The sequence below is a fragment of the Nitrospirales bacterium genome, assembly GCA_031315865.1.
In the GTDB taxonomy this organism is placed as follows: domain Bacteria; phylum Nitrospirota; class Nitrospiria; order Nitrospirales; family UBA8639; genus JAGQKC01.
Genome location: JALDRJ010000002.1, coordinates 2653967 through 2678934 on the forward strand (window position 1 = coordinate 2653967; position 24968 = coordinate 2678934).

Consider the following 24968-nt stretch of genomic DNA (forward strand, 5'->3'; position numbering starts at 1 on the left):
AAATCTATTTATCCGAACAGTTGGGTTCGTGTTTATAGGTTTGCGCGGAATCGACCACGGCCTGATGTTTTAAGAAACTACGACCGATCAACATGTTGTACGTAAAGTTTTTCCGGTCTGTCAGGTTCACGAGTGCTTTTCGTTGGAAGATGTTCCCTAAACACAGGTCGAATTCGACGACGGGACGACGTTGAGGCTTCGCGCCTTTTCGCTTGATCTTGACGTAACGATGAATCGGTTTCTCAAGGGTCATGCTTTGTCCTTCTTTTGTCGTGACGGTGAACGTGACCCAACGTTCCGACTTTCGAACAATCTCCGAGACATCCGAGACATTGAGCGAGGATGTATCGGCCCCGGTGTCGATTTTCGCATGAAGCAAGATGTTTTCCGGGAGAATTTGGACTTTTTCCACCCAACCCACGACGAGTTTTGGACTGTGATCGATGACTAATTCACCGTACGCATCGAGAGGGAGGCTCCAGACGGTCATCCACATCACAAATCCAACAACAAGGGAATAGGGTAAGGCGAATGTCATGGATACGACGTGAGTGCTATTCCAGATTCAATGGCGTTTCTAGGTTGAAGATGGCGAGAAGGGTATTTCGACCGTTCTGGTAGAATAAAATCGGATATAAGCCTATATCGAAACGTTCCGACTTATCAAGTCTTCCAACCTTGTCACCGTGATTTCTGCATCCCGAGTCTTCGAAGTATGTCGGGCTTCCCTTATTTGGCGATGGTGATGCTCGGAACCCCAAGTCTCGGGACTTCGGAAACCGTCATCTGAAACAACTGATACAGAAGTCTGAAGGCTTCTCGATTCCAGTTATTCTGTTCGTCATCCCGGAAACCATAGTACTCGCCCTGATAATACACATATCGTTCCATGTCATCTAACACCCGGTCTGACTCGAGAATCTGTAGCGTTGTTGTCGGGTTTTTATTGACGGGCGGCGTTCGTGGATCTTTCGGAACATCGTACTCCGGCGCGTCATGGATGCCGCGTCCGAGAAAATTCAGAATAGCATGAAAACTGCGTAGTCGAAACTTTCCCTGGATGGGATATTCTCCGCCAGGATGGTCCGGTCGAACATCCACGAGAATATCGTTGGGTGGCCACCGGTCGGCCTTTTGGTGCAAGCGTATGCGTTCATCGTTGGGAAGATTATCGGGATCATAATTTGTGATAAGAATGCGGCCGGTGACTCGTTTCTCGAGGATATAGCGTTGATGGCTTTCATCAGCGGTGATCCGATAATGTCGTTCCAGCTCTCGAAAATCATCACCGGATACGTTGGCGGACGGGATGGTCCAGGTATTGTGGTAGATCATGGGTTCCACGTACAAAAGGTTGCGATCCTGCAATGTGGACAATTGCAAGACGACCTGTCGAAATACCATGTAGGACTGACGGTCCGCGGGTCTGTTGTAGTAGACGATTTCGCGGGGATTCCCCGGTATCCGTAGCTCGGCTGCCATGAGACGAAGAAGTAAGTCAATATCGACCCCTTGACGCAACAACAGGGTTAAGTTTCCCTCGTGTAATGGCGTGAGAAGCCGTTTCGTAAATGCCTTACCTTCAATGGGCACGATACTGATGGTTGGGTTTTCAGCGACGCTGGTGCCAAAAACCGGCGATAGATGGAAGCCTCCGTCTAGCCCGCCGAGGGGAGGGGTCGCTCCGGCATGCAAGCGAAAATCAAACGTGGCGGCGATATTCGACACGCCCGTGAAGTGAATGGGGTGGTGGTGGTGAGCGCGAGCGATATTGAGGAGTAGTTGCTCGGTTAACGTGTTCGTGACGGCATGATCATACGCTGTGACGGCATGGTCGAGCGCAAACGGTGAGAGGCAGGCCGATGTGTTGAGCATAAGCACGCTGATTACACTCCAGAGTCGAAACGTTCCCATGTGGCTTGATCCTTTTTCTGGATGTTTCATGCTACTGGACAAGCCGTCCAGTAGACATTTCCGTACCAATCCCCAACGACAGCAAGAAAACTCGTCGCGTATCGAAACGTTAGGAGCAAAACGGCGGTTCGACAACTTCGTCATCGTGTTCGACGAAAAGACCACGAGCATTGTGCTCGTGATCTTTTCGTTCAGGAAAAATCGTGAGGTATCGTGAGTCGCACAAGCTACTTTTTAAATGGCTCTTTTAGCACGACCTTCACGCCATCAATCGTTCCTGTGACGGCGTTTCGCACTTTTTCGCCTGCGCTTGAGCTGATTTCTTCTGCGGCTTTCAGTGCACTCGTAGCCGCTGCGGACGCCGCCTCGGCCGTGTCGACGCCGATAGTTTTCGCCCCCTCAATGGCGCCCTCCACACAATGTCTGGCGGTCGTCGCCAAATCGCCTCCAACTTTCGCCGTCACCCTAATCATCGAGCCTGCAGTGGTTCCCACGGTATCCAGCGCTTGTTCTCCCATGTCTTTGCTCGCTTCAAGCGCTCCGCACATCGTGGCCTTGGCGGTGGAGGCCAGGTCGCCGCCGACCTCGACTGTGGCTTTGACGATGTTGCCCGCCACATGGCTGATGGTTTCTACCGTTTTTTCTCCAACCTCTTGAGTGGCCTGGGCCGCCCCCATAATTGCTTGTTTTGCAGTCTCGGCTAACTCACCACCCACGGCACTCACTCCTTTAATCGCGGCTGTGGACGCCTGGCAGGCAGCCTCAGCGATACAGGATCCGACATCTTTAGCTGCCACGATAGCTCCCTCAACGGCCCCTTTTGTCGTTTTAGCCAAGTCACCGCCAACTTCTGCTGTGGTTTTGATCAATGTTGAGGTACTGACGCCTATGGTCTCCAGCGTGTCGGTCGTCACTTCTTTCGTACCCTTGACGATACCGACGATCACTCCCTTGGCCGCGGACCCCGCTTCCCCTCCGACTTCTGTGATGCCTTTGACCGAGCCGATAATCGTGTCTTTGAGCAGGTTGCCGACCTCGCCACCGACCACTTTTGTGCTTTTTAGGGCCGTCACTAATGTCCCACTGAGTTGCTCAAGCAGCGCGTTCGTGATATCACCGGTACCTTGGATCGCCTCAACGACGCCTTCCTTGGTTTTGACAATGAGAGATTTTTCGTCAGTCATTGTGCCCTCCTTGTGTGAAGTATTGGATAATGAGACCATGACTAATGCAGGAGAGGTTCCTCTCCTACTTCTTCGTGAATATCTTGGACCACTTTTTGTGCCGTGTGTGCATCCTCCACCTGTGCGATATGGAATAGCGCATCGCCTTGATTAATCACTGGCAGGTTTGTTCGTCCGATGAGAATGCCTGATGCTTTGGCCTTCACGATTTTTTGAGTCTCGCCCATGGGGTCTGTGATGGTTCCGATGTTTTCGTTCCGTTTCACCTTTCCTCCCATCGGATGGAACGAACGAAAAATACCACCGGTTTGGGCTCTGACCCAGTATGAAGACATGGAGATGATACTCTTCGATCGAGTGAAAGAACGAGATGTTCTGATCATGCCAAGAGCCTGCATGACTCGAAGAACGCCCCGGACGCCTAACCGAATCGCGAGTTCGTCAAAGCGTAATGCTTCACCCGCTTCATAGAGCAGTGTCGGGATGTTTTGGTCCGTCGCCGCTTGCCGCAAAGAGCCGTCCCGAAGGTCGGAATGGAGAGTCAGGGGAGCAGAAAAAATGTCGGCGAGGCGTTGAATGGTGGGATCGGAAAGATTTCCTCGAATCTGTGGCAGGTTCGAGCGGTGGATGGCCGCGGTATGCAAGTCAATGCCGTGCGTGCACCGTAAGACGACCTCCTTCATGAATAAATACGCCAATTGCGAGGACAACGAACCTTTTTTACTACCCGGAAAACTTCTGTTGAGATCCCGACGATCGGGCAGGTACCGGGAGTGAGATAAAAACCCAAAGACGTTGACGATCGGCACTGCGACCAGGGTTCCATGCAGGGCATTGAGAGAAGGCGCCTTTAAAATGCGACGAATGATTTCTAACCCGTTGAGTTCGTCTCCATGAATGGCGGCGCACATGAAGAGTCGCGGGCCATCTTTCTTCCCATGTATCACGTGAACAGGAATATCCATGGGCGTGTGAGTCGAAAGCAAACTGATCGAAAGATTGATAGACTGCCTTGATCCAGGCTGGACCGTCATGCCTCCGATCTCGAATGGTTCGCGATGCGTTTTACCCACGACCGCGTGTCTTTGTTTTGTGGGGTTTCGCATTCTTCTCGATGAACTGAATGATTGAACCCGCGACATCGATCCCAGTCGCTTTTTCAATTCCCTCAAGACCGGGGGATGAATTGATTTCCATCACGACTGGTCCATGTTTTGATCGCAATAAATCGACACCGCAGACATTCAAGCCCATGATATTCGCAGCCCGGGTGGCGGTCGATCGTTCTTCTGGAGTGATTTTGATCACTTCCGCCGAGCCGCCTCGATGAAGGTTCGAACGAAAGTCTCCCTTCGCCCCTTGACGCTTCATGGCCGCGATGACGCGATCCCCGATGACCAGACAACGAATGTCAGACCCTCCGGCTTCTTTGATGAACTCCTGAACCATGATATTCACTTTGACTCCGCGGAATGCTTGAATGACTGACTTGGCAGAGTTGTGCGTTTCTCCCAACACGACGCCAATGCCTTGCGTGCCCTCCAAGAGTTTAATGACGACCGGTGCCCCGCCAGCTATCGTAATGACATCATCAGCGAAATCATCAGAGTGGGCAAAGGCCGTGACGGGTAACCCGATGCCTTTCCGCGCCAGGAGTTGTAAGCTCCGAAGTTTATCACGTGAACGACCGATCGCGACGGATTCGTTCAGCGGCCAGACTCCCATCATCTCGAATTGTCTCAAAACCGCCAAGCCGTAAAAAGTGACTGAAGCCCCGATACGTGGGATGACCGCATCGTATCCTTCCAGTTTTTCCCCTTTGTACCGGAGTTCGGGGTTATGTGATGTGATATTGACGTACACTTTTGTGGTGTTGATGATATCGATATGATGCCCCGCAGCTTGGGCGGCTTCTACGAGCCGTTGATGGGAATACAATTTGGGGTTTCGTGCCATCATCGCCAGTTTCATGCAATCCTCCTTCTGAAAAGAATAAATGTGTCCGATGGTCAGGAATACAGTATGTCGTTATTGCTCCAGACAAAACGACTTTCCCGGGTGGACGAGATAATGTTGTCTGATCGCTGTGCGACCTAATAACATTCGAAAGCCCATTTGATCACGATTCGTCAGCGTGATTTCAATCGGCCAGGCCTTTCCGCCCAATGACAGGGTGGTTTTAATCACGATCCGTTCTTCTCGGCCTCCCCCGGAATTGGTCACAGTTCTGACATCATGGACTGGACAGGCACAGGTTCGGCTATCGCGATCGTTTTTTTGGAGTGGATGCACGGCGAATCGAACCCACTCCTGTCCTTCTTTCTGAAAGAGATGAATATCAAAGGCATGAAGCGCTGAAGTTCGCGCTCCGGTGTCAATCTTGGCCTTGATGCGATCCACGCCAAACCCGGGGAGTGCAACCCATTCCCTCCATCCAATGATAGGTTTCGTCATGTGCTCAATTCATCTCCTGTGAGATGGACGTGCTGGCATTACGAGACTGTTGGATTCAACATTTAATGAAAATTGACTAATGGGCTCCGCTTCACGATCCCGCGTAAGAGACGCCCCAGAATGTCGGCACCCGTAATGATTCGTTTATGGGCTTCCGTCCACACGAGTATCAGATCCTGATCGATGACATCATCTTCGTCATGTTCAGGGTTGACTTTCAATCGAGTCAGGAGTTCTCCAAGCGGCACATTCGCTCGATCCAGAATGATTGGACGATGACAGTGCCAGGAAGGTCGGTAACGCTCCTCGACCAGTAATTCCCTGAGGAATCCATCGGCATCGAGGACGAGGCGGGGATAGGCCGATTCGTCAGTGATAATCACCCATTTTTCTTTCGATCGATGAACACGTTCGACAAACAGACTCGAAACGGTCGGCGTGTCCGGGGGAAAGACGATTCGTTGACCATCAAAAGGAAGCTGAACGATGCTATGGGGATGCAACGGAGAACCTTCTTCGACGGAAGAAACATCATCAAGCTTCAAGAAGTTCGAGGCCCCATGGCCTTCGACGTCGCTGATGTCGGTCTCGGGAGCCTGAGCATGGATTTTCAAGAGCGTGTCGAGCTCATGCTCTTTGAACCAGGTAATTCCCTCCTTGCCTACGATCCAGTCAAGAAGCAAGGCCGAGGGTTTAGCCATGGGATAGAACACGATTTGTAATAGTTTGACGATCGGGGCAAATTTTGCTCCTAGTCGTAACGCGTTTCTTGAAAAATACGCTTGAGGCAAAATCTCACCAAATAGTGTAATGCCGAATAGCGAGAAGAAAAATGCCAGAATTCCAAGCATTTGTTCTTCAGAAAGTAACGTCAGTAACACGTTGACCGCAACGTTGCTCCACAGCAGGGTCGCCAAGAGAAAATTGGCATCTTGACGGATGTGTAATACGGTTTGGGCTTCGGCGTTTCCTTGCTGATCGAGCAACTCAAGATGTATACGGCTGAGGCTAAAGAATCCGAGCGTCAGGCCTGAACATACGGCGGATCCTGCTAGACAGCAGAGAATCCCTACCCACATCAATACAGATTCCATCATATGAATTTCGCTTTTATTTTTTTGCAACCAATGGTAGTTGTGTTCTTTTCTTGTGTTGCTATTCGAGTAAACTGGCAAAAATAGTAGCGAGTCCTAAAAAGCTGAGGAACCCCGCGACATCGGTTACTGTTGTCAGTATGATGGATGACGATTGGGCCGGATCTTGATTGAGGGCTCGCAGGATGATGGGAATCACAGCCCCGGAAAGCCCCGCCATGACCATCGACATGACCATGGAAATCGCGATCACCATCGTGAGTCCCCATGACCGACTCCAAATATAGACGGCAGCCGATGTTGTTGCCGCAACGGCCACCCCATTCACGAATGCTACATAGGATTCTTTCGTTGCCACACGGACCCACTGAGTCGGTCGGATATCACGCAGAGCCAAGCCACGCATGACGACGGCGAGCGCTTGCGCCCCCGTATTACCGGATTGTCCTGCTACGACGGGAAGCAAGACGGCCAAGGCTGTAAATTGGGCGATAGTGTCTTCAAACAGACCGACGACGAACGCTGCGAGGAAGGCCGTGAGCAAGTTAATTTGCAGCCAAGGCAAACGCTTACGTACCGCGAACATTGGTGGAGAAAGCGCACGTTCGTCTTTGCTCGCTCCTACCATGGTTTGCATGCCGATCGTAGCCTCTTCCTTTTCGACCTCGATGATGTCCCGGTTTCGGATCACTCCGAGTAAGCGGCCATTCAAATCAGTGACGGGGATCGTTAGCACCTTCCATTGATCGAACACTTCAACCACTTGTTCCTGGCTTTCAAGCGGATGAATCGTCGGCAATTCTTGTTTCATCAGGGATTGGAGGCGTTCATATTGGGGGGCGAGAAACAGATCTCGGAGTGGCAGAATACCAGTTAGGGTCTGATCGCGATCGATGATGTAGATTTCGTGCAAATCTCGTGGGGCTCGGCTTCTGACTTGGTGAATGGCTTCGTCGATGTTCAAATCTTGAGGAAGCGCGAAAAATCGCGGATCCATAAGTAGGCCAACCGAATCTTCCGGGTAGTCGAGGAAGATCCTGATCTCCGACGAGAGGCTTTCGGGCACCGTGTCTAACACGAGTTGCTGCTGTTGTTCTGGCAGTCTTCGCAAGAGGGTCGCGACCACAGCGATATCCATCTCGGGAAGGGCCTTTTGTAGCATGTCCGCAGGCATGGCGGCCAACACCTCGGCGGCTATGGCCGGTGTCATGGCAGCAACAGTCTTGGCGATGTCACGCCCCGATACCTCGTGAAGTATCTCTAAGATTTCTTCGACTGGATACGACTCGAAGACTCGCGCGGCTTCTTCCGGGTATTGCGAAATAAAAGCTTCATGCATCGAAAGTGTCGGGGCCTGCGTCATCTGAGCGTCTCCTCTTGCCCACGTGTAGGCTTCTCATGTTGTGCCGCCTTGAGTATATCTCCCATGGTCGTCATTAATCCGATTCCCGAAAGAGCGTAGGCCTCCCAGAGTTGAAGGAGGGCATCAGAGAGAAAGTGAGGTTCTGGTTCATCGTGTCGACCTTCCAGGAATTTTTTTAAAGCTCGATGGCGTAACACTCCGATAAAAGACTTTTCTTGCTCAACGACGGGAAGACTATCGTACAGTTGCCAAGCCGGGTGATTCAGCAGATCCTGGGCGTTTGCCGAAGCCGGGATCTTCTTGACATCTTCATTCATGACAAATTGTAGGGGCTTGTCGGCGTTGGCGGCGAGCAATTCTTTCATCAAGACCACTCCGTGTAATGTGGTGTCGTGATCCGTGATATATAAATAATAGATGGCTTGCTGGCATTCTTGGCCGATGCGTTTGAGCGCCTGCTCGACGGTAAGATCCGGTGGAAGCGTGAGGACACGAGGGTCGGCGAGGCTCCCAGCGGTAAAGTCCGGATGAGTTAACGTCCGTCGCAAATAGGAGGCAAGGGTCGAATCGATATGAGACAAAAGCGTGGACCGAACGGAGTCATCGAATTGTCTAAGCACAGCACGGGCTGCGGTCGTCGAGAGACGACTGATGAGTCTCCCGCTTATCTCTGGTGAAAAATGCTTCAAGACTTCCGACATGTTTCCTGGCAGATAATGTTCAAGGACCGAGGAGATGGTTTCTATCTGTAATTCCTTCAAAAACCGAGACGAAATAGCAGGGGGATGGGACTCGAGAAAGCGAGCGGCCTCCATCGGATGTTTCTGAATGTACGCGTTCGTGAGGTCTTGTTGGAGGCCCATGTTACGATCCCGATCCTGGTGAGATTACGCTCGCGACCTCGGTGAACTGAGCCGCCGGCACGACCACGCGGCCACGTTCCGTTTCCAGTACGACGACCATGGGAGTGACGGCGGTCACCGTCCCGAAATGAGGCCCAACCTGTATTTGTTCTCCTATTCGAATAATGGGCTGGATATAGTGTGCGGCGATAAGGTTGCCGACGGCCGATCGAGATCCAAACCCGAATGACAATGCCGCGCCAGCGATCAGCCCGGCGGCGATTAACACGATGATTTGATTGAGCAAAGAGGTATCGATCCCCAATTCGTTGATGGCTGTTACGAGCACCAGAAGCGTCGCTGCGACGTAGACGGTCTGAGCGATGACCGTGCCTTGACGAATGCCTGCTGAGTCACAGGCCAGGGCTATCAACTCACGAACGAAGTTGGTCGCCAGCAACCCAAGGACGAGGATAAGAGTGGCCAGGCCGACCCTGGGAAGATAATAGGCGAGACCGGTCAACGCTTGCGAGAGGAGTGACAACTCGAGGGTCTCGGTGGCGGAAATGAGGAAAAGAAGAAAAATCACCCAAAATGCGACCGATCCGATAATTTGGGAGATGGTTTTCTGACTGCCGGTTTTTTGTAACACAGACAACATCCCTGTTCCGCGAAGTAGTCGATCTGCTCCCAGCAGTTCCAGTAGACGACTGATTCCTGTTTTTACGAGTTTGCCCAAAGCGATCCCGATTCCGAGGAGGATGATGGCTCCGACGGTTTTGGGAAGAAAAGTCATAAAGAGCGTAAAACTGGCCTGTACGGAATCTTGTATTGCCGTCGTCCAATTTGTCATGTCCACAATGACACCTCCTTGATGATTGAATGCAGGCATGATAGGGAATGAGAACTTTCGATGAAGGTGTAGCAAGTCGCAAAGGCGACATTCACTCTCTGCCATAGGTCAAGAAAGTTCTGTATGACTCCTTCAGTCATGAGAGCTTCCGGCTATTCTTATTCATTAGTCTTCCGTTAATTCCGACCACGTATCCTCGTTGGGCGCGCCAATGAGGTTTGTTCTCGCGTATTCAATAAAGAACAGAATCGTATAGTGATTGTAATAGGTCGTTCCCTGATACCAGGAGGTAGACCGGACGAAGCGGTTGGTCTTATTTTCGTAAAATTCCAGAGAAAATCGTGTGTGGCCTGTCTGATAGTTCACCTTGTAGATCGCTAATTCTGGGAGGGCGAATGGCAGGATGCTGCCTTGGACTTCCGGCATTCCAAAAAAAGATTTGGCTTGTTCCGTCCCGAGCGTTTGGAGAATGATTTGAGCCCGGTAGGTTGCCAAGGTACAATTTTGTTGAATGACATAATCCTGCTTACCCAACCACCCGCTGAGCACGCCTATCATGAACTGTTGATTGGACGCTAACCCGGTGGCTGCCAGACAGATGGATGCTCCTGGCGGGATCGGGATGGTGGTCGGAGGACTCTGGGGTTCCAAACTAGACTCGACGGCTTGTGCCATGAGCAATTGCTCGATCATCGTGGGCGAGCTCGGGGCGGGTAAAATGTTGGCGGTCGCACAGCCTGAGAGCAGTGCATAGCTGATGAATAGCAGTGATTGGCTAATGAATCGATTCATTCTTCAGGGTTAGGAATATTCGTGAAGATACCTTAGATCCATGTGTGCCAGGCGCTGTATTCGATGAGCATACCTTCGATTGCCAGAACAGACAACCACTAATAGGCTAACCAATGACAGGTCTGTTCGTGATAGCCATTTCCAATAATGTCCGTCTGGCTCAACGTTGTCCCGCGCGGGGTTTGTCGTCTGTAACGATTGGCCCCTGACTGGATTCGCTATAATTCACATGACCTCAGCCAGGTTCCAGCAGACACGATCATCACGAACATGATCAACTCACTGACACTGAAGGGAGCCGCTGCCGACCAACAGGCATAGATCGTCGAATGCGTGGCTGACCCAGGGTATGGTTGTCATCGAATGGTTCGGCGGATTAGTAGCCAGGATTTCGATGAATGTTCCGATCAGCGTGTGAATGTCTTGAGATTGTGGGGGGGTATCAATCTCCTCGCAACGAACGAAACCAATGTTCCATCTGCCGACCGGCGGCTTCTCGTCCGCCCAGACCAAATGAGAGGGCCACGGCGACAGCGATCGCCCCGAGCGTGAGACCGAAGGCCAAATTGACGATATCATCGGCCAGCCCCATAGCTCGCAATCCCATGGCCAATATGAGCCCCAGGATAGCAAACCGCGCGATATTGGCTGCCGAAGTGGATACTGCGCGAGCAATGGTCGAATGCGCGAGATTGGAGAGCCAGAAGCCGACAGTGATGATGATCCCGCCAAGTAGAACCTGACTGCCGAACTGAATAAACATCGCCACCAGGTCAGACACTTGCTCGAACCCAAGGCGGTTGGACGCTTCCACGACAGCAAAAAGCATGATGAAAAAGCTCGCGATCTTTCCAGCGAGTTGAGACGGCGTGAGTTCGCTGGTACAGAGCTGTCCCACCCCGAGCTTCTCCGGCAGTGCATTGAATGCCATCCCTCCCAGAAGATTGCTGACCAGTGATGAAACCAGCGTGGACACGAAGTAGGCGATGACGAGAATAATGGCTGCAGCAAAGATGTGAGGGAGTGCCGTCATCATCACGTCTAACATTTCGATGGCAGGTGTGGTGAGCGCATCGATATTCAGGGCTTCCAGGGCGGCAATCATGGCCGGAATCAGGATGAGGATATAGACGACGAGTGCCACCAGATGTGACAGACTCATCGTTCCCCGAAGGCCGGCATTCTCTCCCAGACGATCCGCTCCCGAAGCGGTTAAGAGATTGCTGACTAAATCTCGTAGTATTTTGGCCACAAACCAGCCGACTACGCCGATGATGCCGGCTGCGACGACGTTCGGTAGCATCGCCAGTATTTCATTCACCATATCCTGCACTGGGTCGAGCAGTCCTTTGAGTTCCAATGCGCCGAGTATGGCTGGCAGGAATAATAAGAAAATAAGCCAGTATAAGATATTTCCCAGGACATCGCTCATCGGACGCATGCCAGCGCTCGAGGAAAGTTTTTCATCTAATGTGGTGGCACTCAGCGTCTTCGTTACGAAGGTGCGAAGGATCGTCGCTAATACCCAAGCGACGAGGAGCAAGACCCCAGCGGCCACTAATTTTGGGACAAACTCGAAGACCTGACCGACGAGTCCATGAAGCGGCCCCGAAACGGTTTCGAGCTTGAGTGCGTTGAAGAACGCCATAAGAACCAAGAGCAAAAGGACGTAATACAACCCCGCGGCGATGCCGGATTCGAGATCGATCTGAGTGCCGGTATTGGTCTGTAATCGACTATTCAGTTTGAGGAATCCGAGCGATTTTCGAATGCCACCTCGGATGGCCACAGCAATAATCCACCCCGCAACGAGAATCGCCAGAGCCCCAAGCACGGTTGGCAATGTCTCTCCGAGGGTTGCTTGTAATGATTCCGTGAGTCTACTTATGTCCATGATTGCCTCCCCTGAGATGTTAACCAATTCTTTTACCCTTGCTGTTCAAGGCATACAACGGCCTTCTTTGTTCCTTTCATTTCAATCCGTTGTGAAGACTTAGACAATCGAAGCGATCATTAGGTCACATTACTTTTTGTTACAGAATAGCCAGGAGCATATTTCTAGACAAAAATCTCCCGGCGATTCCTGATCCGAACAAGACAAAAAGTCTACTGCAACGTAGTGCGAAAGAACGGATGTTTGGAGCTTGAAAAAGCCTTGAACTTGCCGCATACTGTTGTGAAGAAAGCTCTAAGTGTTCCTTTAAGAAGTGTCTAAATTTTCTATTTTGGAGGGCAGGGGATTATGAACGATCTTCAACAACAAACACCCCTATTGGCGAGTGTCGTGACAGTGGCCGATTACAAAGCTGGTGAACAGGAATCGTGGGATGAGTTGCGGTTGACCTTGGAAGGGCTGGCCTCTCAGGATTTCGAAGGGGCAGTCGAGCATATACTCGTAGAAGCTGAAGATTCGACTCTGGATATCCCTGAAGCGTTACGGCAAATACTCCCCAGCTTGAGGGTTGTCCGAGCCAAAGGTCGGACATCATACGATTTGAAAAATGCGGGTGCTGCCGCTGCCAAGAGTGACTTTGTGATTATGCTCGATGCCGATTGTGCACCCCATCAACAATGGCTGAGTTCGGTCATGCGCCATCGTGCGACACATCCGAAGGCCGCCGCGATCAGCGGACGAACACTATATAAAACCAAAGGGCTCCTGCCGAACATTTTTGCCTTGCTCGATCGTGGGTATGTCGACCCCGGACATGCCGGAACGACCAAGGCCATCTCCAATAATAACGGCGCGTTTGCGCGTGATATCATCTTGAAGTATCCCTTGCGGAACGACGTTGGCCCATTTGGGTCCAAGCCCCATGCCGAAAGATTGCTGGCCGAGGGAAGAGAGTTGCGTTTTGAGCCGGGTATGGTCGCATACCATGGGTACGGTGGATGGGAAATGGCGAAAGAAATTCGGAAACATACCGGCTATTCGATGGCCCGGTATCGACAGATTAATCCAAACGCCCGGTGGGCCTGGCTTTACCGGACGGGCGCATTTGGCATTCCGGTCATCACGTGTATGTCAATCGCGAAGAGCTGCATGAAATGCGTTCAATTGGGCTCGTACTATAATATTAAATGGTATCAAATGCCCGTGGCGTGGTGGGTTGCGGTCAGGACGCATTTCTTGGAAATTCCCGGCTTGGCCCTGGCGATGAATGGTGGGACCATGGACGCGGAAAACGCGTATCGATAACCTCTGTCCATGTCGTCGGTCGCATCCACCAGCCCGCATGTCCTGGCATGGCCAGCGTTCAGGAAAGAACGCGCCAATCCGCATGCCGCCTTGCTTGCTCGCGCCTTGCGAGAGAAGGGGGTGGTGATCGATGACTGGACTCCAGTGCGTGCATTCATGCGCAAGGTTGATATCTGGCATTTACACCATCCCGATACGGTCGTCTATCCTCGTCATACTTTCGTCAGTTTCTGCGGCGTGGTGACATTCGCCGGGCTTTTGTGTCTTGCCCGGTTCCGTCGGACTCGAATCATTTGGACGATCCATGACTTCACGAACAACGATGGACTTCATCCTTGGTTGGAATCGTGGTTTTGGCAGTTTTTCCTGCCGCGCCTCGATGCCTGTATCTGTCTTACCGAAGGGGGGATCGTTCGAGCGCGTGAACGGTTTCCGCAATTGCGGGAACTTCCAGTCTATGCCGTGCCCCATGGACATTTTCTCGATGCGTATCCAAATACGATCTCGCGCGAGCAGGCCCGCGATACGTTGAATATTCCTCAGGACGCGACCGTTCTGCTGCATTTCGGACTCATGAGGCCATATAAAAACGTCCCGCATCTTATCGATACTTTCAACGCCTGCGATCAGCGGAACTCACTGCTGCTGATTGTTGGGAAGCCGTACGACCACCATGTCGAGAGAGAAATTAACCAGTGTGTGGGGACAGGATCACGGATACGATTGCGGTTGGGTTGGATCCCTCCCGAGGAAGTCCAGCTCTACTTCGTCGCTTGCGATCTGGTCGTGTTGCCGTATAAGCATATCGTCAATTCCGGGGCATTGATGCTGGCGTTGTCGTTTTCCCGGCCGGTATTGGTTCCCAACCTGGGAAATATGCGTGAACAACAACAAGCATTCGGCGAACGTTGGATTCGTGTGTATGAGGGGGCATTGACGCCCGTGACGCTTGCCGAGGCCTGCGATTGGGCTGTCTCGACCGAACGGCCGACTCAGAATTTGACCGGATTTGGTTGGGAGACCATAGCGGAGAGGACGCTAGAGGTTTATCGTCGAGTGTTGGGGCACCCTGATCCTCCCCATCCCGTTCTCGTGCAGCAATAATAGTGTTTTACGATGAGCTATCGAACCGTCAGGGGGCAAGGAGTCCGTTGAAAATCCGGGAAATACATCCATCTTATTTGTGGCGATTCGGCGTCCAGCGGATCTTTCATCGTACCTACCCGGAAACGCCGTTGCTCACGTCGAGTGCCGTGATTCTCCTGGACAATTGGCTCAAACCCACGGATCTCGGCCTTGAATACGGATCAGGTCGGAGTACGATATGGATCGCGCGGCGCATCGCCAAACTGACGACCGTGGAGCACGAGGCGGTATGGTTCAATCGCGTTCAACAGAAGATCGCCCATTCTGGGCTGTCAGGGAAAATTGATTACCGTCTTATTCCGACCAATGGCGGGCAGATGGATGAACCCTATGATCATCCCTACGCATTGGTCGCCGATGAGATGGAGGATACCTCGTTAGACTTCGTGCTTATCGATGGACAAATGCGCTTGCGGTGTTTGGAGCGCGCCTTGCCGAAGCTTAAGTCCGGTGGTTTACTGGTGCTCGATGGAGCGAACCGCTATGTGCCCAATTCGTTCGAGTCCAAACATACCACGATTCAACTCTTTCGGGATGAACCGTTGGACGGGGAGTGGCGAGAGATTCTGAGCCTCTTGCGTCCGTGGCGTTGGATCAACACAACCGATGGTCTATGGGATACCCGACTATGGGTGAAACCCTAATAAGGAGCCTATGACGACATTCTTGCGCAAAAAAGTGGAAAAAATACGGGCGCAATTCAGTGATCAATTCCTGGAGTTTAAGCCGTACATTGGCAACATTGTCATGGACGGACATTCTCTTCGATTTTTTTATGGGACTCCGCAGGCTGTCGATTGGTACGATCCGCTGCAGCGGCATACCAGGATCGAGTTCGAGTGGATGGCCCGTCGACTGCAAGGCACGACGCAGAAAATCATCGATGCTGGAGCGTATCATGGGCTCTATACGCTCGTGCTGGCCGCGTCGGCGGAACCGGGTTCAGAAGTCGTGGCGGTCGATCCTATACGTTCCAACTGCGCACTGATTGAGGTGAACCTTTTACTCAATGGACTCAAGGCCAGGATTGAACCCTGTGCGGTCAGTCGCCGAAAATCCATGGTCCGGCTTTCCAGCGGGAGTTGTGGGCATATTGTTAATCAGGGAGGTATTGAATGCCCGGCTTTGCCTCTGACGGATATCCTCCCCGATGCGACAGTCGCCAAGGTTGATATCGAGGGCGAGGAGTTTGAAATTTTCCCTGAGCAAATCGATGCGATGTCCGGGGTCCATACCTGGAACGTGGAAATACACCCGGGGACGGGTCGTCATCCTCAGAAGATCCTCGAGGCGTTTGCCTCGCGCGGATTCCAGCTTCTGTGGGTCAACCGTGACTCCTGTGAAGTGGAACCCTATCCACTCGCGCAGCCTTGGACCACACGAACGTCTATCATCGCCATACGGTAAACATTTATCGCTCCCAGTCGCCTCTCTCCTAGGTTGAGGAGGTGACGGTTGCGTACACATTCTCCACCATCGTAGCCGTCTGCTCCCAGTTCATCTGATTCTCTACGACATGTCTTGCCGCCGTTCCTAATCGTTGAGCCAGCTCTGGATCATCGATGAGGCGTTCAAGTGCGCTGGCCAAGGCTTCAGGTTCACGACGATAGACCAGTAAAGCTGTTTTCTCGTTAATGAGGTGTTCTCCGGACCCCGCGTAGGAAACGATCGGAAGGCCTGCGGCCATGTAGTTCATGGTTTTTTGAGGTAATCCTGGCGCTTCGAACCGTGGATTGATAGCGATATCCGATGCCGCAAGCCAGGCTGGGATGGCGTGGAACCCGTCCTGGATCAGCTCGATAGCATGGCGAATATTGAGTTCCTGTGCCAATCGCTCATATGGCAGAAATGATGTGTGTGTGACGATACGGAGACGTACGTTTTTTCGTCGGTGATGGAGCAACGCAAATGCCTGAAGTAACGGCTCAATGCCTTGATAGGATGCGAGATTCCCTGTGAAAATTACCGTACAGTCGTCTTGGCGGTCCCGGCATCGTAGACGAGAATCTTGAAATAGGTCCATTTCGACACCATTGGGAATCGTCAGACTTGTTTGGGGCGTTGTAACGTTTAGTTCCAGCAGACGTGTTCGGATGATCTCGGTTACCGTAATCGTGAAATCGGCTTGTCTTGAAACGGTCTGATCGATCCAGTACCCGATTTTCTGCAGCATTGACCGGATCGGTCCGATGCCATAAAACGGGAGTTCGGATTCGAGAAGCGTGTGGACGTCGAACACAATCGGGGTCTCCGGTTGGACGGACCGTGCTGACAGGGCTGTTAGGAGGCCTTCGACATGGTGGGCATGGATGACATCGAAGGGTTGCTCTCGCAACAATTGACGGAGCCGGCGTATGAGTAAGGTGTCCAGGATCAATAGCTTTTGAGGTGTAGGTCCCGGGTCCATCTTCCGGTACGTAGGGATGTTTTTGATCCGGTGAATATGCAGGTTTTCAGGCGCTGAAGTGAGCTTGCCAAGATGGTATGTCACGACGTGGACTTGATGCCCTCGTTTGGCAAGAGCCTCCGCCATTCGATAGATCCGAACCGGCGTGCCTCGTTCGCAGGGGAATGGACAGGCTGCAATCATGGCAATGCGGTATCCCCTTTTCGTCACGCGACTCTCCTACTGACCAACCGTCGTTCGTGAATTACTGGCTCTCGTCGAAAATGTGCGAACCCACGTGAGGCTTAAGATCGTCAAGATGAAAGCTTCGGTGGCCAGCGTGGTCCATGCGGCGCCGACAGCGCCCCAGATGGGAATGGCCCAGAAATTTAGCGTTAGATTCAGCACCGTGGCCATAGCCATGATCAACATGAGAGTTCGCTCGAGGTGAACGGCATTGGCAAGGCTTGCCCAGACGACTCCTGCTAATAGTAGAGGGGCGGTGAGAAACAGCACGCGTAAAATCGGTCCGGATTGACGGTACGCGTCCCCCCAGATGATCCCCATGATGAGATCCGGTCTTGGAGTGACCACTAGGGCGAACAAACCCCCAAGGGCCGCAGCGAGCAGGACTGTTCGCCAGAGAAGTTGGTTGACGTCTCCCCATCGCTGTTGCGTCGCGTACGTGACGCACAGGGGAAACGCGACGACAGCGAGTGGACGTACGGCTAGCCGTGTCACTTCGAGCAAACGGTACGCAGTCTCATACTCGGCCACTGCGGTGGCCGAGAGCATCGAAAAAATCATCAGGGTGTCAATCTTGAATTGTACGATCTGCAATGTTTCGATCATGAGAAGCGGCCAGCACAGGTATGAGATTCGGCGAAGGACCTGCCAATGTAAGGATATGGGAATCAGTCCAAATTTCATACGTACGATGATGTAACTCATGGTAAGCATGATGACGCTGGCGAGGACGTAACATAGCAATGTATAGATAAAATTGGCGTTGAACAGAACGGTGAGCGCGACGCTACCCATTAAAAATACAGGACCGGTGAGCGAAAGAAATAGCCTTAGCCGAAACCGTTGCATGCCGATAAGAAAAGCGCCAAAGCTATGGGATAGATCGCCGAGCAGAAAATGTAAGGAAGTCATCGTCATCATCATCAGTAACTCTGGAGCCACGACCCAGATGCTGCCGTTTAACAGGAAGAAGGCGATTACCGCTGATGAAAGGCGTAGGCCGAGCACTTCTCCCAGCTGCTCAAGTCCTTGATGGGGTTGAGCGGCGACGGCACGGACGAGATGGAGATTGGTGCCGAAAGACGCGATCATCGAAACAAAAAACGAGAGGGCTGTCGCAAAAAAAAAGTCTCCCATCACTTCGGTCGCATAGACGCGTGTGAGGATCGTCGCCGTCATCAGCGCAGGGGCTTTGTTGGCCATTTGGGTCAGTAAGGAAAAAAGGAGGTTGGGATCCAGGAGCCGTTTGGAGAGTCTCAAGGAGGGGCTAGCCGTCATTGGAGGAAACCTCATGCGCGCTTTTGTCATCTGATGTTGGGCTGTGTTGACTCAAGAGTGGTCTGCATAGGCACCAGTATGTATCCATCGCCCATGACAATCCCGCTACGAGTCTTATCTGAAATTGGGACTGTAGGACTCCTGGAGCTAACGGAAGCGGACCTCCCATGAGCAGGTCTTTGTCCTCAATGCGTCGTCGATGCTGAATCCACTGCCGTCTCTGTGCAATCTCTGGAATTTGTTTGATTTGCCACCACCAGGCCTGGAGCCATGCTGTGAACCAGCCTTTCCCGGCAGCAAATATGGCTGAACACACTTCATAGGCAACGAATACCGGTAAGAGCAAGGCCAATGTTCGAAGCCGGTAATGAAGGAGTATCGTTCGTAAGCGGTTTCGCATCGTAAGATAGCCCCTTCGTCTCGGATAGAGGCCATGGTCTCTAAACGACAGCCCAGGCGTCCCTCTTCCGCGATCATGGTACCCAACCGCACGTGGCTCGCACACCAATCGATGGCCTAAGGATCGCAATCTGAGGCCGAGCTCCATATCTTCCTGATAGATGAAGAAGCTTCCATCGAAACCGCCGGCTTCGATGATACGTCTACGATCTGCGAGGATACATGAGGAGGAAAAGGTCCCGATGGTCATCGGTGTTGCGGGTGCATCGACTAGCTGATCGCGGCTATGGCGTAAGATCATGGTGCCTGTAAAATGGATGTCCGCACCGTCTGCTTGAATGACATTTTCCGGTACTAACACGAGCCGCGGTACAACTACCGTGGCCTGTTCGTGTCGTAAACATTCGCGTAAGAGTTCTAAGGATATTGAAGAAAGGTAGACGTCGTCATCGATGAGCAAGGCAAGGGGAGACTTCGCCCGTTCAAGGCCGACATTCCGGGCTTGAGCTGGCCCGACGTTTTCCCCGAGTTCAATCACATGAACGTTGGGAAACTGACGCTGAATCGCCGTTGCGCTGCCGTCGCTCGACCCATTGTCGATGACGAGCAGTTCTTCGAACGCGTGTTCTCGTTCATGCAGTTCTTGCAGGCAACGAATGATATCTTGACCTCCATTGTAATTCACGACGATAGCGGTGACACCATCCATCGTTAGCTTAAAGACAAGATTTCTCGGTAGACACGAAGCAGGTGGTGAAGATGGGCCTCGATGGTAAACCGCGCCGCATACTTTGGGCCTTGATCGGCGAGACGTCGAGATAAATCACCGTCTTCGAGGATTTGTATGAGTGCATCCCGTAAACGGTCGGGCTCGTTTTGGGGGACAATGATTCCCGTCGTATCATGGAGAACTGCCTCGGGAATACCTCCGCGCTCAAAAGCAACAACCGGTCGTCCAACTGCGGCGGCTTCTATAGCAACATGTGGAAAGTTCTCCTCCCAAACCGAGGGTATGACTACGACATCTGTGGCTGCCAACATCTGCGGGATATCGTCTCGATACCCCGTAAAACGCACAGCATTGGTGATATTGAGCTGTTGGGCCAGGTGACGACAATAGTCGAGATCGGGCCCTTCTCCAACGATGAGCAACAGGGATCCGGGGAATCGTCTACGCATATCCGACATGAGGCGAATCATGATGTCTTGTCCCTTTTGGGCGATCTGTACGCGGCCGATGAGTCCAATCACGGCCGCGTCATCATCAATATCGAGTTTACGTCTCACGCGGGATTTTTCTTGAAGCGTTATGTCTGTGAAGCGGGTGAGATCTTGGCCATCATGAATCACGCGGATAATCGCGGGATCAATCCCGTACTCGCTGATGGCCCAGTTCCGTGCGGCATATGAAGGGGCGATGGCTGCCGCTGTCCATCGAGCTAAGTGCCGCTGCACCGTGGCCATGAGCAGGGGGTCGGGATGTAAGCTGTGGAAATGTGTGATCGTCGGAATGCGTTGATAGCGACCGACCATACGTCCATACAGACAACTTTTTGGCCCCAGTAAATGAAGTAGATCGACAGGATGATTCCTGACAATCCGATTGACGTCCGTTATCCGTCTGGGATCGCGTTTCGCTCGATTTATAAAGGTGACGGGTATCCCCTGGTGTTGTAATTCTTCGGTACCTGGAGTGTCTGGCTGAAGTACACAGAGAGAAGCTCGGACTACGGCAGGGTCGAAATGGCTAATCGTCTCCAACATGTAGGATGTGCCGCCAGTGCGTACAAGATGATCCCGCAAAAAGAGGACGTTGATCGGTCGATGAAGGGTACTCACTATTCTCCCAAAGCGAATTGGCTATGCGTCAGATTGTTCGCTATACCTCAAAATGAATGATGGGGGTTGAGGGAATTATACTCAAAAAGGTGTTGCATCAACTATTTCAGTGGATGTTGTGTTCCAGACGGCCTGACGGCCGAACCTTCCTGGATGATTTGTTCGTTAGGGATATGGAGTGGTCCTTGTTCTGGGGTTTGGAGAACAACGGACACGGGAGTAATTTTGACGATCCTGCCCCGGCACCCAACCAGCACAACCTCGTCTCCCTCATGATACAGCTGTGAAATGTAATAGCGGGCAAGAACGTTGGACATGATTGATCGGCTTCCCAAGCCTATCGAGATGGCCATCGCCAAGACCGCGCCCGCGATGATGATGGTGATGTTGGCGGTAAAGATGGTCATGTCCATGCCCAGCTCTGTCAGAGCCATGACGATGCCAAACCCCACGATCAGGACCTCCAAAGACGAACCCAGTAACCACGCATAGGCAAGGTTCAAGCTCGATGACGCCGATTGCACGCCATCTTTGATGACCCTGGCGATGTACAATGCGACGATGAGGATAAGAAATGCTCCGAGCACATGTGGAAGGTAAGCAATAAGCCTGTTCAAGGTATCGAGAACGACTTTGAATCCGAGTATTTCTGAGGCCGACACAAAAAATACTAACAGCACAATGTAATAGACGAGAGAGCTAAAAATTTGGTCGAGTGCTAACGAGACCCCGACTTTTTTCAATGTCTCATTGAATTTGACCTTCTCCCCCAATGCGGTTATTCCGCAGGCGCGGAGTAGTTTGCCGGTCAGCTTGCTCAGCGTCCTGGCTGCAATCCATCCGGTGAGTGTGATGAGGAAAGCCCCAATGACGTTCGGGAGGTAGGCCCCGACCGTCTCGACCAAGCTCTGGAAAAAGGTCCAGATGACCATGCCCCATTCTTTGACTTCATGTTGTGTGTCAAACATGCGTGCTCCTCTCACTCGAAAATTGTATCAGACAGTAGCGTCAACGGAATCGACAAATAAAATGCCCCGACTTCCTTGGCGACGAGAAGAAGGAAGACCGCTTTCATCACGCGTTCTTTCGTCATGCGATCAGGCTCAGGAAGCTCTAATGCATCTAAGACCTTCTCAAACACCAGCTCTTCGTCATTCATGGTTTTACCTCTTTGCGAAGCTTGGTCATCAATCGTGACACTCGCATCTTCACAGCACTGATACTGAGACCATGAGTCTCTGCAATTTCTTCGTAGGTATAGTCTCCCATGTATTTCATCGCCAGGAGTGTCCGGTCTTCGACGGACAATCGAGCAAGAATCGTGTTGACTTCAGCTGAATGCGTCGGGTCACTCGTACAGACATCTGTTGCTTCTTCGACTCTTTCCAACACACTGGCCGTCCGGGCTCTACGTTTGAGGTGATTGAGGCAGTGATTGGTGGTCAATCGATACAGCCATGTGGAGAAGGCTGCCTGTTTGTTGAACCCGTAAAGACGCAAGAACACTTTTAACCAAATTTCTTGCATCAATTCATGAGCATCCGCAGTATTGAGGCAAATAAAGTAACAGTGTTTCAGGACCTTGGAGGCATAGCGATCGTACAAGGTTTCAAACGCCTTGAGATCGCCCTGAACGATACGATCAATTAATGTGTTGTCCTCGTCAATATCGGCGATACTCATCTATGGAAACATGCGGATGAACGGAACCGTACGAGTGTACTCAAGGTGATGGTATGATTGGCTGTGACGGGATGAATACCTTGGTTATACTCGGGATCGCACCGCTGTCTTCCTATCCTTGGGTGTTGAGACGGTTTTGAGTATGACAAGATGGATGGCTTCGATCGCTTAAAAGTACACAATCTGTGAAGTGCGAGTAGACCGATGTCTTGGAGTTAGACCACTAGAAGAGAAAATTCGTCACTTTTCTTGAGGGGGGCATCGCTTCAATGAATCATGACTTCCGATCGTTCGAGATCACGCACGAATGACGAACACGGCTGCGGGCTCCGAATTGGGATCAAGGCGAATGATATATTCATCTCCGATGACTTCGTGACGATAATCCTGGATGAGCTCATGCATGACATACGTCTCCTGTTCGCCGATTCCCAGATCTTTTAACGGAATCGTCAGTCGCGCCTCGTGCGCGTGATAGGGGTCCATGTTCACGACCATGAGTAATCTGTCCGCGCGGTCGGCCGTCATTTTTCCATAAAAGAGGACATGTTCATTGTCACATGAATAAAAGCTCAAATTCGTGAAATCGTGCAGCGCCGGGTGTTCGCGCCTGATGTGATTGATCTTCGTTACATACTCGCGGATATTCCCCGGTCGATCCCAATCCCAATGCCGGATTTCGTATTTTTCCGAGTCAAGATATTCTTCTGTCCCCGGGATTGCGCGGTTTTCACACAATTCATAGCTGTTGTAGATGCCGTAGCTTGGAGACAGCGTCGCCGCGAGCGCGAGACGCAGCTTGAAGGCGGGCTTTCCCCCTTTTTGGAGCACTTCGTGAAGGATATCCGGGGTGTTGGTGAAAAAGTTTGGCCGGAAATAGTCTTTCATCGGTGATTGGGTCAGTTCGGTAAGATAGTCTGTCATGTCTTGCTTCTCGTTGCGCCATGTAAAGTACGTATATGATTGCGTAAAACCGGCTTTGGCCAAGACTCGCATCATCTTTGGACGAGTAAACGCTTCGGAGAGGAAGATGACGTCGGGGTGGTCCGATTGAATTTCTCGAATCAGCCATTCCCAGAAGACCACGGGTTTGGTATGGGGATTGTCTACACGAAAGATCTTCACGCCATGTCCGACCCAGAAGAGCAACACGCGTTTCATCTCTTCCCAAATTTCAGGCCAGGCCTTGGAGTAAAAGTCTAAAGCATAAATATCCTCATATTTCTTTGGCGGGTTTTCAGCGTATTTGATGGAGCCATCCGGCCGTTGTTTAAACCAGTCGGGATGGCTTTTCACGTACGGATGATCGGGGGTCGCATTAATGGCAAAGTCCAGGGCAATCTCCATTCCATGTTGTCGGACGGCTTCTTGAAAGCGGTCAAAGTCCTCAAGCGTGCCGAGCGCGGGTTCGACGGCATCGTGACCGCCATGCCGGCTTCCGATCGCCCAGGGGCTGCCGGGGTCGCCTGGCTGGCAAGTCAGGCTATTGTTGGGACCCTTGCGATTCGTCTCACCGATCGGGTGAATCGGGGTTAGGTACAACACGTCGAAGCCCATGTCACGAATCTGAGGCAGACGTTGCTCGCAGTCGAGAAATGTCCCCCCTTTCCCTTCTCCCGTGCCTTCGGATCGAGGAAATATTTCGTACCAGGCTCCATACCTGGCACGTTGACGATCGACGGTCACGTGCAGGATGTGCGCGTAAGTCGTCCAGGCGACTCGGGCCTCATACGTCTCCATTAACGCCGACAAAGCGGGGTCCAGGATGAGTCGGATCTGGTTTTCCTGATCGGGGGTGGCGTCCAATTCACTAAGCCAGTTTTTGATCTCGGTTTTATCGGTGCCCTTCGTCCGGGCGAGCGCTGCCTTGATTTGCGCTTTGCCCTCCAACAGTTCACTGGCAAGGTCTTGAAGCACGCCATGTTTTTTCTCAAGTTCGAGTCTCCATGTCTCAAAACTTTTGACGTAGGCCCCGACCGTATAGACATATTGCGTGTTTTCAGAGAGCAAAAATGACCCTTCCCAACGATCGTTGTCTATGTGACGCATCGGTGTCTCTTGCCAGTCTTTGTGCCCGAGAATTTTGTACCGCAGTAGGGCGGCGAGGGTATCGTGACCTTCTTTGAAAATATCAGCGGTGACCGGTAAGGTTTCTCCCACGATTCGCTTAATCGGGTACCGTCCACCGTCGAGTGCTGGCTCGACATATTCGATGACGATGGTCTGAAGCGTTTTCGACAACTTGTGCATGATGGACTCCTTACGTGTCTGTAGGCCCTCTAGAGGACAACCGGAC

At 51.9% G+C, this 24968-nt stretch carries 24 protein-coding genes; 4 read left to right on the top strand and 20 right to left on the bottom strand.

The genetic code is table 11. The features are described from left to right. Positions 1-4: 4 nt before the first annotated feature. The 12 genes from MRJ96_12080 to MRJ96_12135 form a co-directional block, all read right to left on the bottom strand. Entirely contained in the window at positions 5-538 is a 534-nt protein-coding gene (locus tag MRJ96_12080; GenBank protein MDR4502179.1) for a RimK/LysX family protein, read from the bottom strand. Between the two features lie 191 nt (positions 539-729). After that, positions 730-1914: a hypothetical protein gene (locus MRJ96_12085; GenBank protein ID MDR4502180.1), complete on the bottom strand. Its 1185-nt coding sequence runs from the start codon at positions 1912-1914 to the stop codon at positions 730-732. Between the two features lie 227 nt (positions 1915-2141). Further along, entirely contained in the window at positions 2142-3098 is a 957-nt protein-coding gene (locus MRJ96_12090) for a hypothetical protein (GenBank protein MDR4502181.1), read from the bottom strand. 41 nt (positions 3099-3139) lie between these two features. Beyond that, complete coding sequence (locus tag MRJ96_12095; protein ID MDR4502182.1) at positions 3140-4171, bottom strand: succinylglutamate desuccinylase/aspartoacylase family protein; 1032 nt, start codon at positions 4169-4171, stop codon at positions 3140-3142. Continuing rightward, entirely contained in the window at positions 4164-5069 is a 906-nt protein-coding gene (gene rimK, locus MRJ96_12100; protein ID MDR4502183.1) for a 30S ribosomal protein S6--L-glutamate ligase, read from the bottom strand. Before rimK ends, MRJ96_12095 begins: the two co-directional genes overlap by 8 nt. Before the next feature lie 57 nt (positions 5070-5126). After that, positions 5127-5552, bottom strand: coding sequence for an ATP-dependent zinc protease (locus tag MRJ96_12105; protein MDR4502184.1), 426 nt, complete (start codon positions 5550-5552; stop codon positions 5127-5129). Positions 5553-5614: 62 nt separating this feature from the next. Further along, the gene (locus tag MRJ96_12110) at positions 5615-6649 is read right to left on the bottom strand and encodes a DUF21 domain-containing protein (protein ID MDR4502185.1); all 1035 of its coding nucleotides are present in this window, start codon (positions 6647-6649) and stop codon (positions 5615-5617) included. Between the two features lie 58 nt (positions 6650-6707). Then, positions 6708-8009 (bottom strand): magnesium transporter, encoded by a 1302-nt coding sequence (gene mgtE / locus MRJ96_12115; protein ID MDR4502186.1) that lies wholly within the window; start codon positions 8007-8009, stop codon positions 6708-6710. Next, positions 8006-8872, bottom strand: a complete 867-nt coding sequence (locus MRJ96_12120; GenBank protein MDR4502187.1) for a CBS domain-containing protein — start codon at positions 8870-8872, stop codon at positions 8006-8008. Before MRJ96_12120 ends, mgtE begins: the two co-directional genes overlap by 4 nt. A gap of 1 nt (position 8873) precedes the next feature. Then, positions 8874-9704 carry a mechanosensitive ion channel gene (locus MRJ96_12125; protein ID MDR4502188.1) on the bottom strand — a complete coding sequence of 277 codons (831 nt, stop codon included), beginning with the start codon at positions 9702-9704 and terminating at the stop codon, positions 8874-8876. A gap of 165 nt (positions 9705-9869) precedes the next feature. After that, complete coding sequence (locus MRJ96_12130; protein MDR4502189.1) at positions 9870-10496, bottom strand: hypothetical protein; 627 nt, start codon at positions 10494-10496, stop codon at positions 9870-9872. A gap of 442 nt (positions 10497-10938) precedes the next feature. Next, entirely contained in the window at positions 10939-12390 is a 1452-nt protein-coding gene (locus MRJ96_12135) for a mechanosensitive ion channel (protein MDR4502190.1), read from the bottom strand. 348 nt (positions 12391-12738) lie between these two features. On the opposite strand from MRJ96_12135, the gene MRJ96_12140 reads away from it, so the two are divergent. From MRJ96_12140 to MRJ96_12155, 4 genes are read left to right on the top strand one after another with little or no spacing between them, the layout of a single operon-like run. Further along, entirely contained in the window at positions 12739-13695 is a 957-nt protein-coding gene (locus MRJ96_12140; GenBank protein MDR4502191.1) for a glycosyltransferase family 2 protein, read from the top strand. Between the two features lie 9 nt (positions 13696-13704). Then, complete coding sequence (locus MRJ96_12145) at positions 13705-14799, top strand: hypothetical protein (GenBank protein ID MDR4502192.1); 1095 nt, start codon at positions 13705-13707, stop codon at positions 14797-14799. A gap of 47 nt (positions 14800-14846) precedes the next feature. After that, a complete protein-coding gene (locus MRJ96_12150; GenBank protein MDR4502193.1) occupies positions 14847-15485 on the top strand; it encodes a class I SAM-dependent methyltransferase in 639 nt (212 codons plus the stop codon). A 10-nt stretch (positions 15486-15495) separates the two neighbouring features. After that, positions 15496-16248, top strand: coding sequence for an FkbM family methyltransferase (locus tag MRJ96_12155; protein MDR4502194.1), 753 nt, complete (start codon positions 15496-15498; stop codon positions 16246-16248). A gap of 28 nt (positions 16249-16276) precedes the next feature. On the opposite strand, the gene MRJ96_12160 is transcribed toward MRJ96_12155, so the two are convergent. From MRJ96_12160 to MRJ96_12195, 8 genes are all read right to left on the bottom strand, one after another. Continuing rightward, on the bottom strand, positions 16277-17458 hold the full coding sequence (locus MRJ96_12160) for a glycosyltransferase family 4 protein (protein ID MDR4502195.1): 1182 nt from the start codon (positions 17456-17458) through the stop codon (positions 16277-16279). Between the two features lie 9 nt (positions 17459-17467). Next, positions 17468-18751, bottom strand: a complete 1284-nt coding sequence (locus MRJ96_12165) for an oligosaccharide flippase family protein (protein MDR4502196.1) — start codon at positions 18749-18751, stop codon at positions 17468-17470. After that, positions 18741-19859: a glycosyltransferase family 2 protein gene (locus MRJ96_12170; GenBank protein MDR4502197.1), complete on the bottom strand. Its 1119-nt coding sequence runs from the start codon at positions 19857-19859 to the stop codon at positions 18741-18743. Before MRJ96_12170 ends, MRJ96_12165 begins: the two co-directional genes overlap by 11 nt. A gap of 2 nt (positions 19860-19861) precedes the next feature. Further along, the gene (locus MRJ96_12175; GenBank protein ID MDR4502198.1) at positions 19862-20989 is read right to left on the bottom strand and encodes a glycosyltransferase family 4 protein; all 1128 of its coding nucleotides are present in this window, start codon (positions 20987-20989) and stop codon (positions 19862-19864) included. A 101-nt stretch (positions 20990-21090) separates the two neighbouring features. Then, positions 21091-21957, bottom strand: coding sequence for a mechanosensitive ion channel (locus MRJ96_12180; protein ID MDR4502199.1), 867 nt, complete (start codon positions 21955-21957; stop codon positions 21091-21093). A gap of 11 nt (positions 21958-21968) precedes the next feature. Then, a complete protein-coding gene (locus tag MRJ96_12185) occupies positions 21969-22148 on the bottom strand; it encodes a hypothetical protein (protein ID MDR4502200.1) in 180 nt (59 codons plus the stop codon). Further along, positions 22145-22672 carry an RNA polymerase sigma factor gene (locus MRJ96_12190; protein MDR4502201.1) on the bottom strand — a complete coding sequence of 176 codons (528 nt, stop codon included), beginning with the start codon at positions 22670-22672 and terminating at the stop codon, positions 22145-22147. The genes MRJ96_12185 and MRJ96_12190 overlap by 4 nt, the downstream gene beginning before the upstream one ends. A gap of 297 nt (positions 22673-22969) precedes the next feature. Further along, a complete protein-coding gene (locus MRJ96_12195; protein MDR4502202.1) occupies positions 22970-24922 on the bottom strand; it encodes a DUF3416 domain-containing protein in 1953 nt (650 codons plus the stop codon). Between the last annotated feature and the right edge of the window lie 46 nt (positions 24923-24968).

Coding starts and splice junctions, on each gene's coding strand:
- MRJ96_12080 (MDR4502179.1), bottom strand. CDS start 538: ATGACATTCGCCTTACCCTATTCCCTTGTTGTTGGATTTGTGATGTGG.
- MRJ96_12085 (MDR4502180.1), bottom strand. CDS start 1,914: ATGGGAACGTTTCGACTCTGGAGTGTAATCAGCGTGCTTATGCTCAAC.
- MRJ96_12155 (MDR4502194.1), top strand. CDS start 15,496: ATGACGACATTCTTGCGCAAAAAAGTGGAAAAAATACGGGCGCAATTC.
- MRJ96_12125 (MDR4502188.1), bottom strand. CDS start 9,704: ATGACAAATTGGACGACGGCAATACAAGATTCCGTACAGGCCAGTTTT.
- MRJ96_12180 (MDR4502199.1), bottom strand. CDS start 21,957: ATGTTTGACACACAACATGAAGTCAAAGAATGGGGCATGGTCATCTGG.
- MRJ96_12105 (MDR4502184.1), bottom strand. CDS start 5,552: ATGACGAAACCTATCATTGGATGGAGGGAATGGGTTGCACTCCCCGGG.
- MRJ96_12145 (MDR4502192.1), top strand. CDS start 13,705: ATGTCGTCGGTCGCATCCACCAGCCCGCATGTCCTGGCATGGCCAGCG.
- MRJ96_12130 (MDR4502189.1), bottom strand. CDS start 10,496: ATGAATCGATTCATTAGCCAATCACTGCTATTCATCAGCTATGCACTG.
- MRJ96_12090 (MDR4502181.1), bottom strand. CDS start 3,098: ATGACTGACGAAAAATCTCTCATTGTCAAAACCAAGGAAGGCGTCGTT.
- MRJ96_12190 (MDR4502201.1), bottom strand. CDS start 22,672: ATGAGTATCGCCGATATTGACGAGGACAACACATTAATTGATCGTATC.
- MRJ96_12170 (MDR4502197.1), bottom strand. CDS start 19,859: ATGGATGGTGTCACCGCTATCGTCGTGAATTACAATGGAGGTCAAGAT.
- MRJ96_12185 (MDR4502200.1), bottom strand. CDS start 22,148: ATGAATGACGAAGAGCTGGTGTTTGAGAAGGTCTTAGATGCATTAGAG.
- mgtE (MDR4502186.1), bottom strand. CDS start 8,009: ATGACGCAGGCCCCGACACTTTCGATGCATGAAGCTTTTATTTCGCAA.
- MRJ96_12195 (MDR4502202.1), bottom strand. CDS start 24,922: ATGCACAAGTTGTCGAAAACGCTTCAGACCATCGTCATCGAATATGTC.
- MRJ96_12120 (MDR4502187.1), bottom strand. CDS start 8,872: ATGGGCCTCCAACAAGACCTCACGAACGCGTACATTCAGAAACATCCG.
- MRJ96_12135 (MDR4502190.1), bottom strand. CDS start 12,390: ATGGACATAAGTAGACTCACGGAATCATTACAAGCAACCCTCGGAGAG.
- rimK (MDR4502183.1), bottom strand. CDS start 5,069: ATGAAACTGGCGATGATGGCACGAAACCCCAAATTGTATTCCCATCAA.
- MRJ96_12140 (MDR4502191.1), top strand. CDS start 12,739: ATGAACGATCTTCAACAACAAACACCCCTATTGGCGAGTGTCGTGACA.
- MRJ96_12165 (MDR4502196.1), bottom strand. CDS start 18,751: ATGACGGCTAGCCCCTCCTTGAGACTCTCCAAACGGCTCCTGGATCCC.
- MRJ96_12110 (MDR4502185.1), bottom strand. CDS start 6,649: ATGATGGAATCTGTATTGATGTGGGTAGGGATTCTCTGCTGTCTAGCA.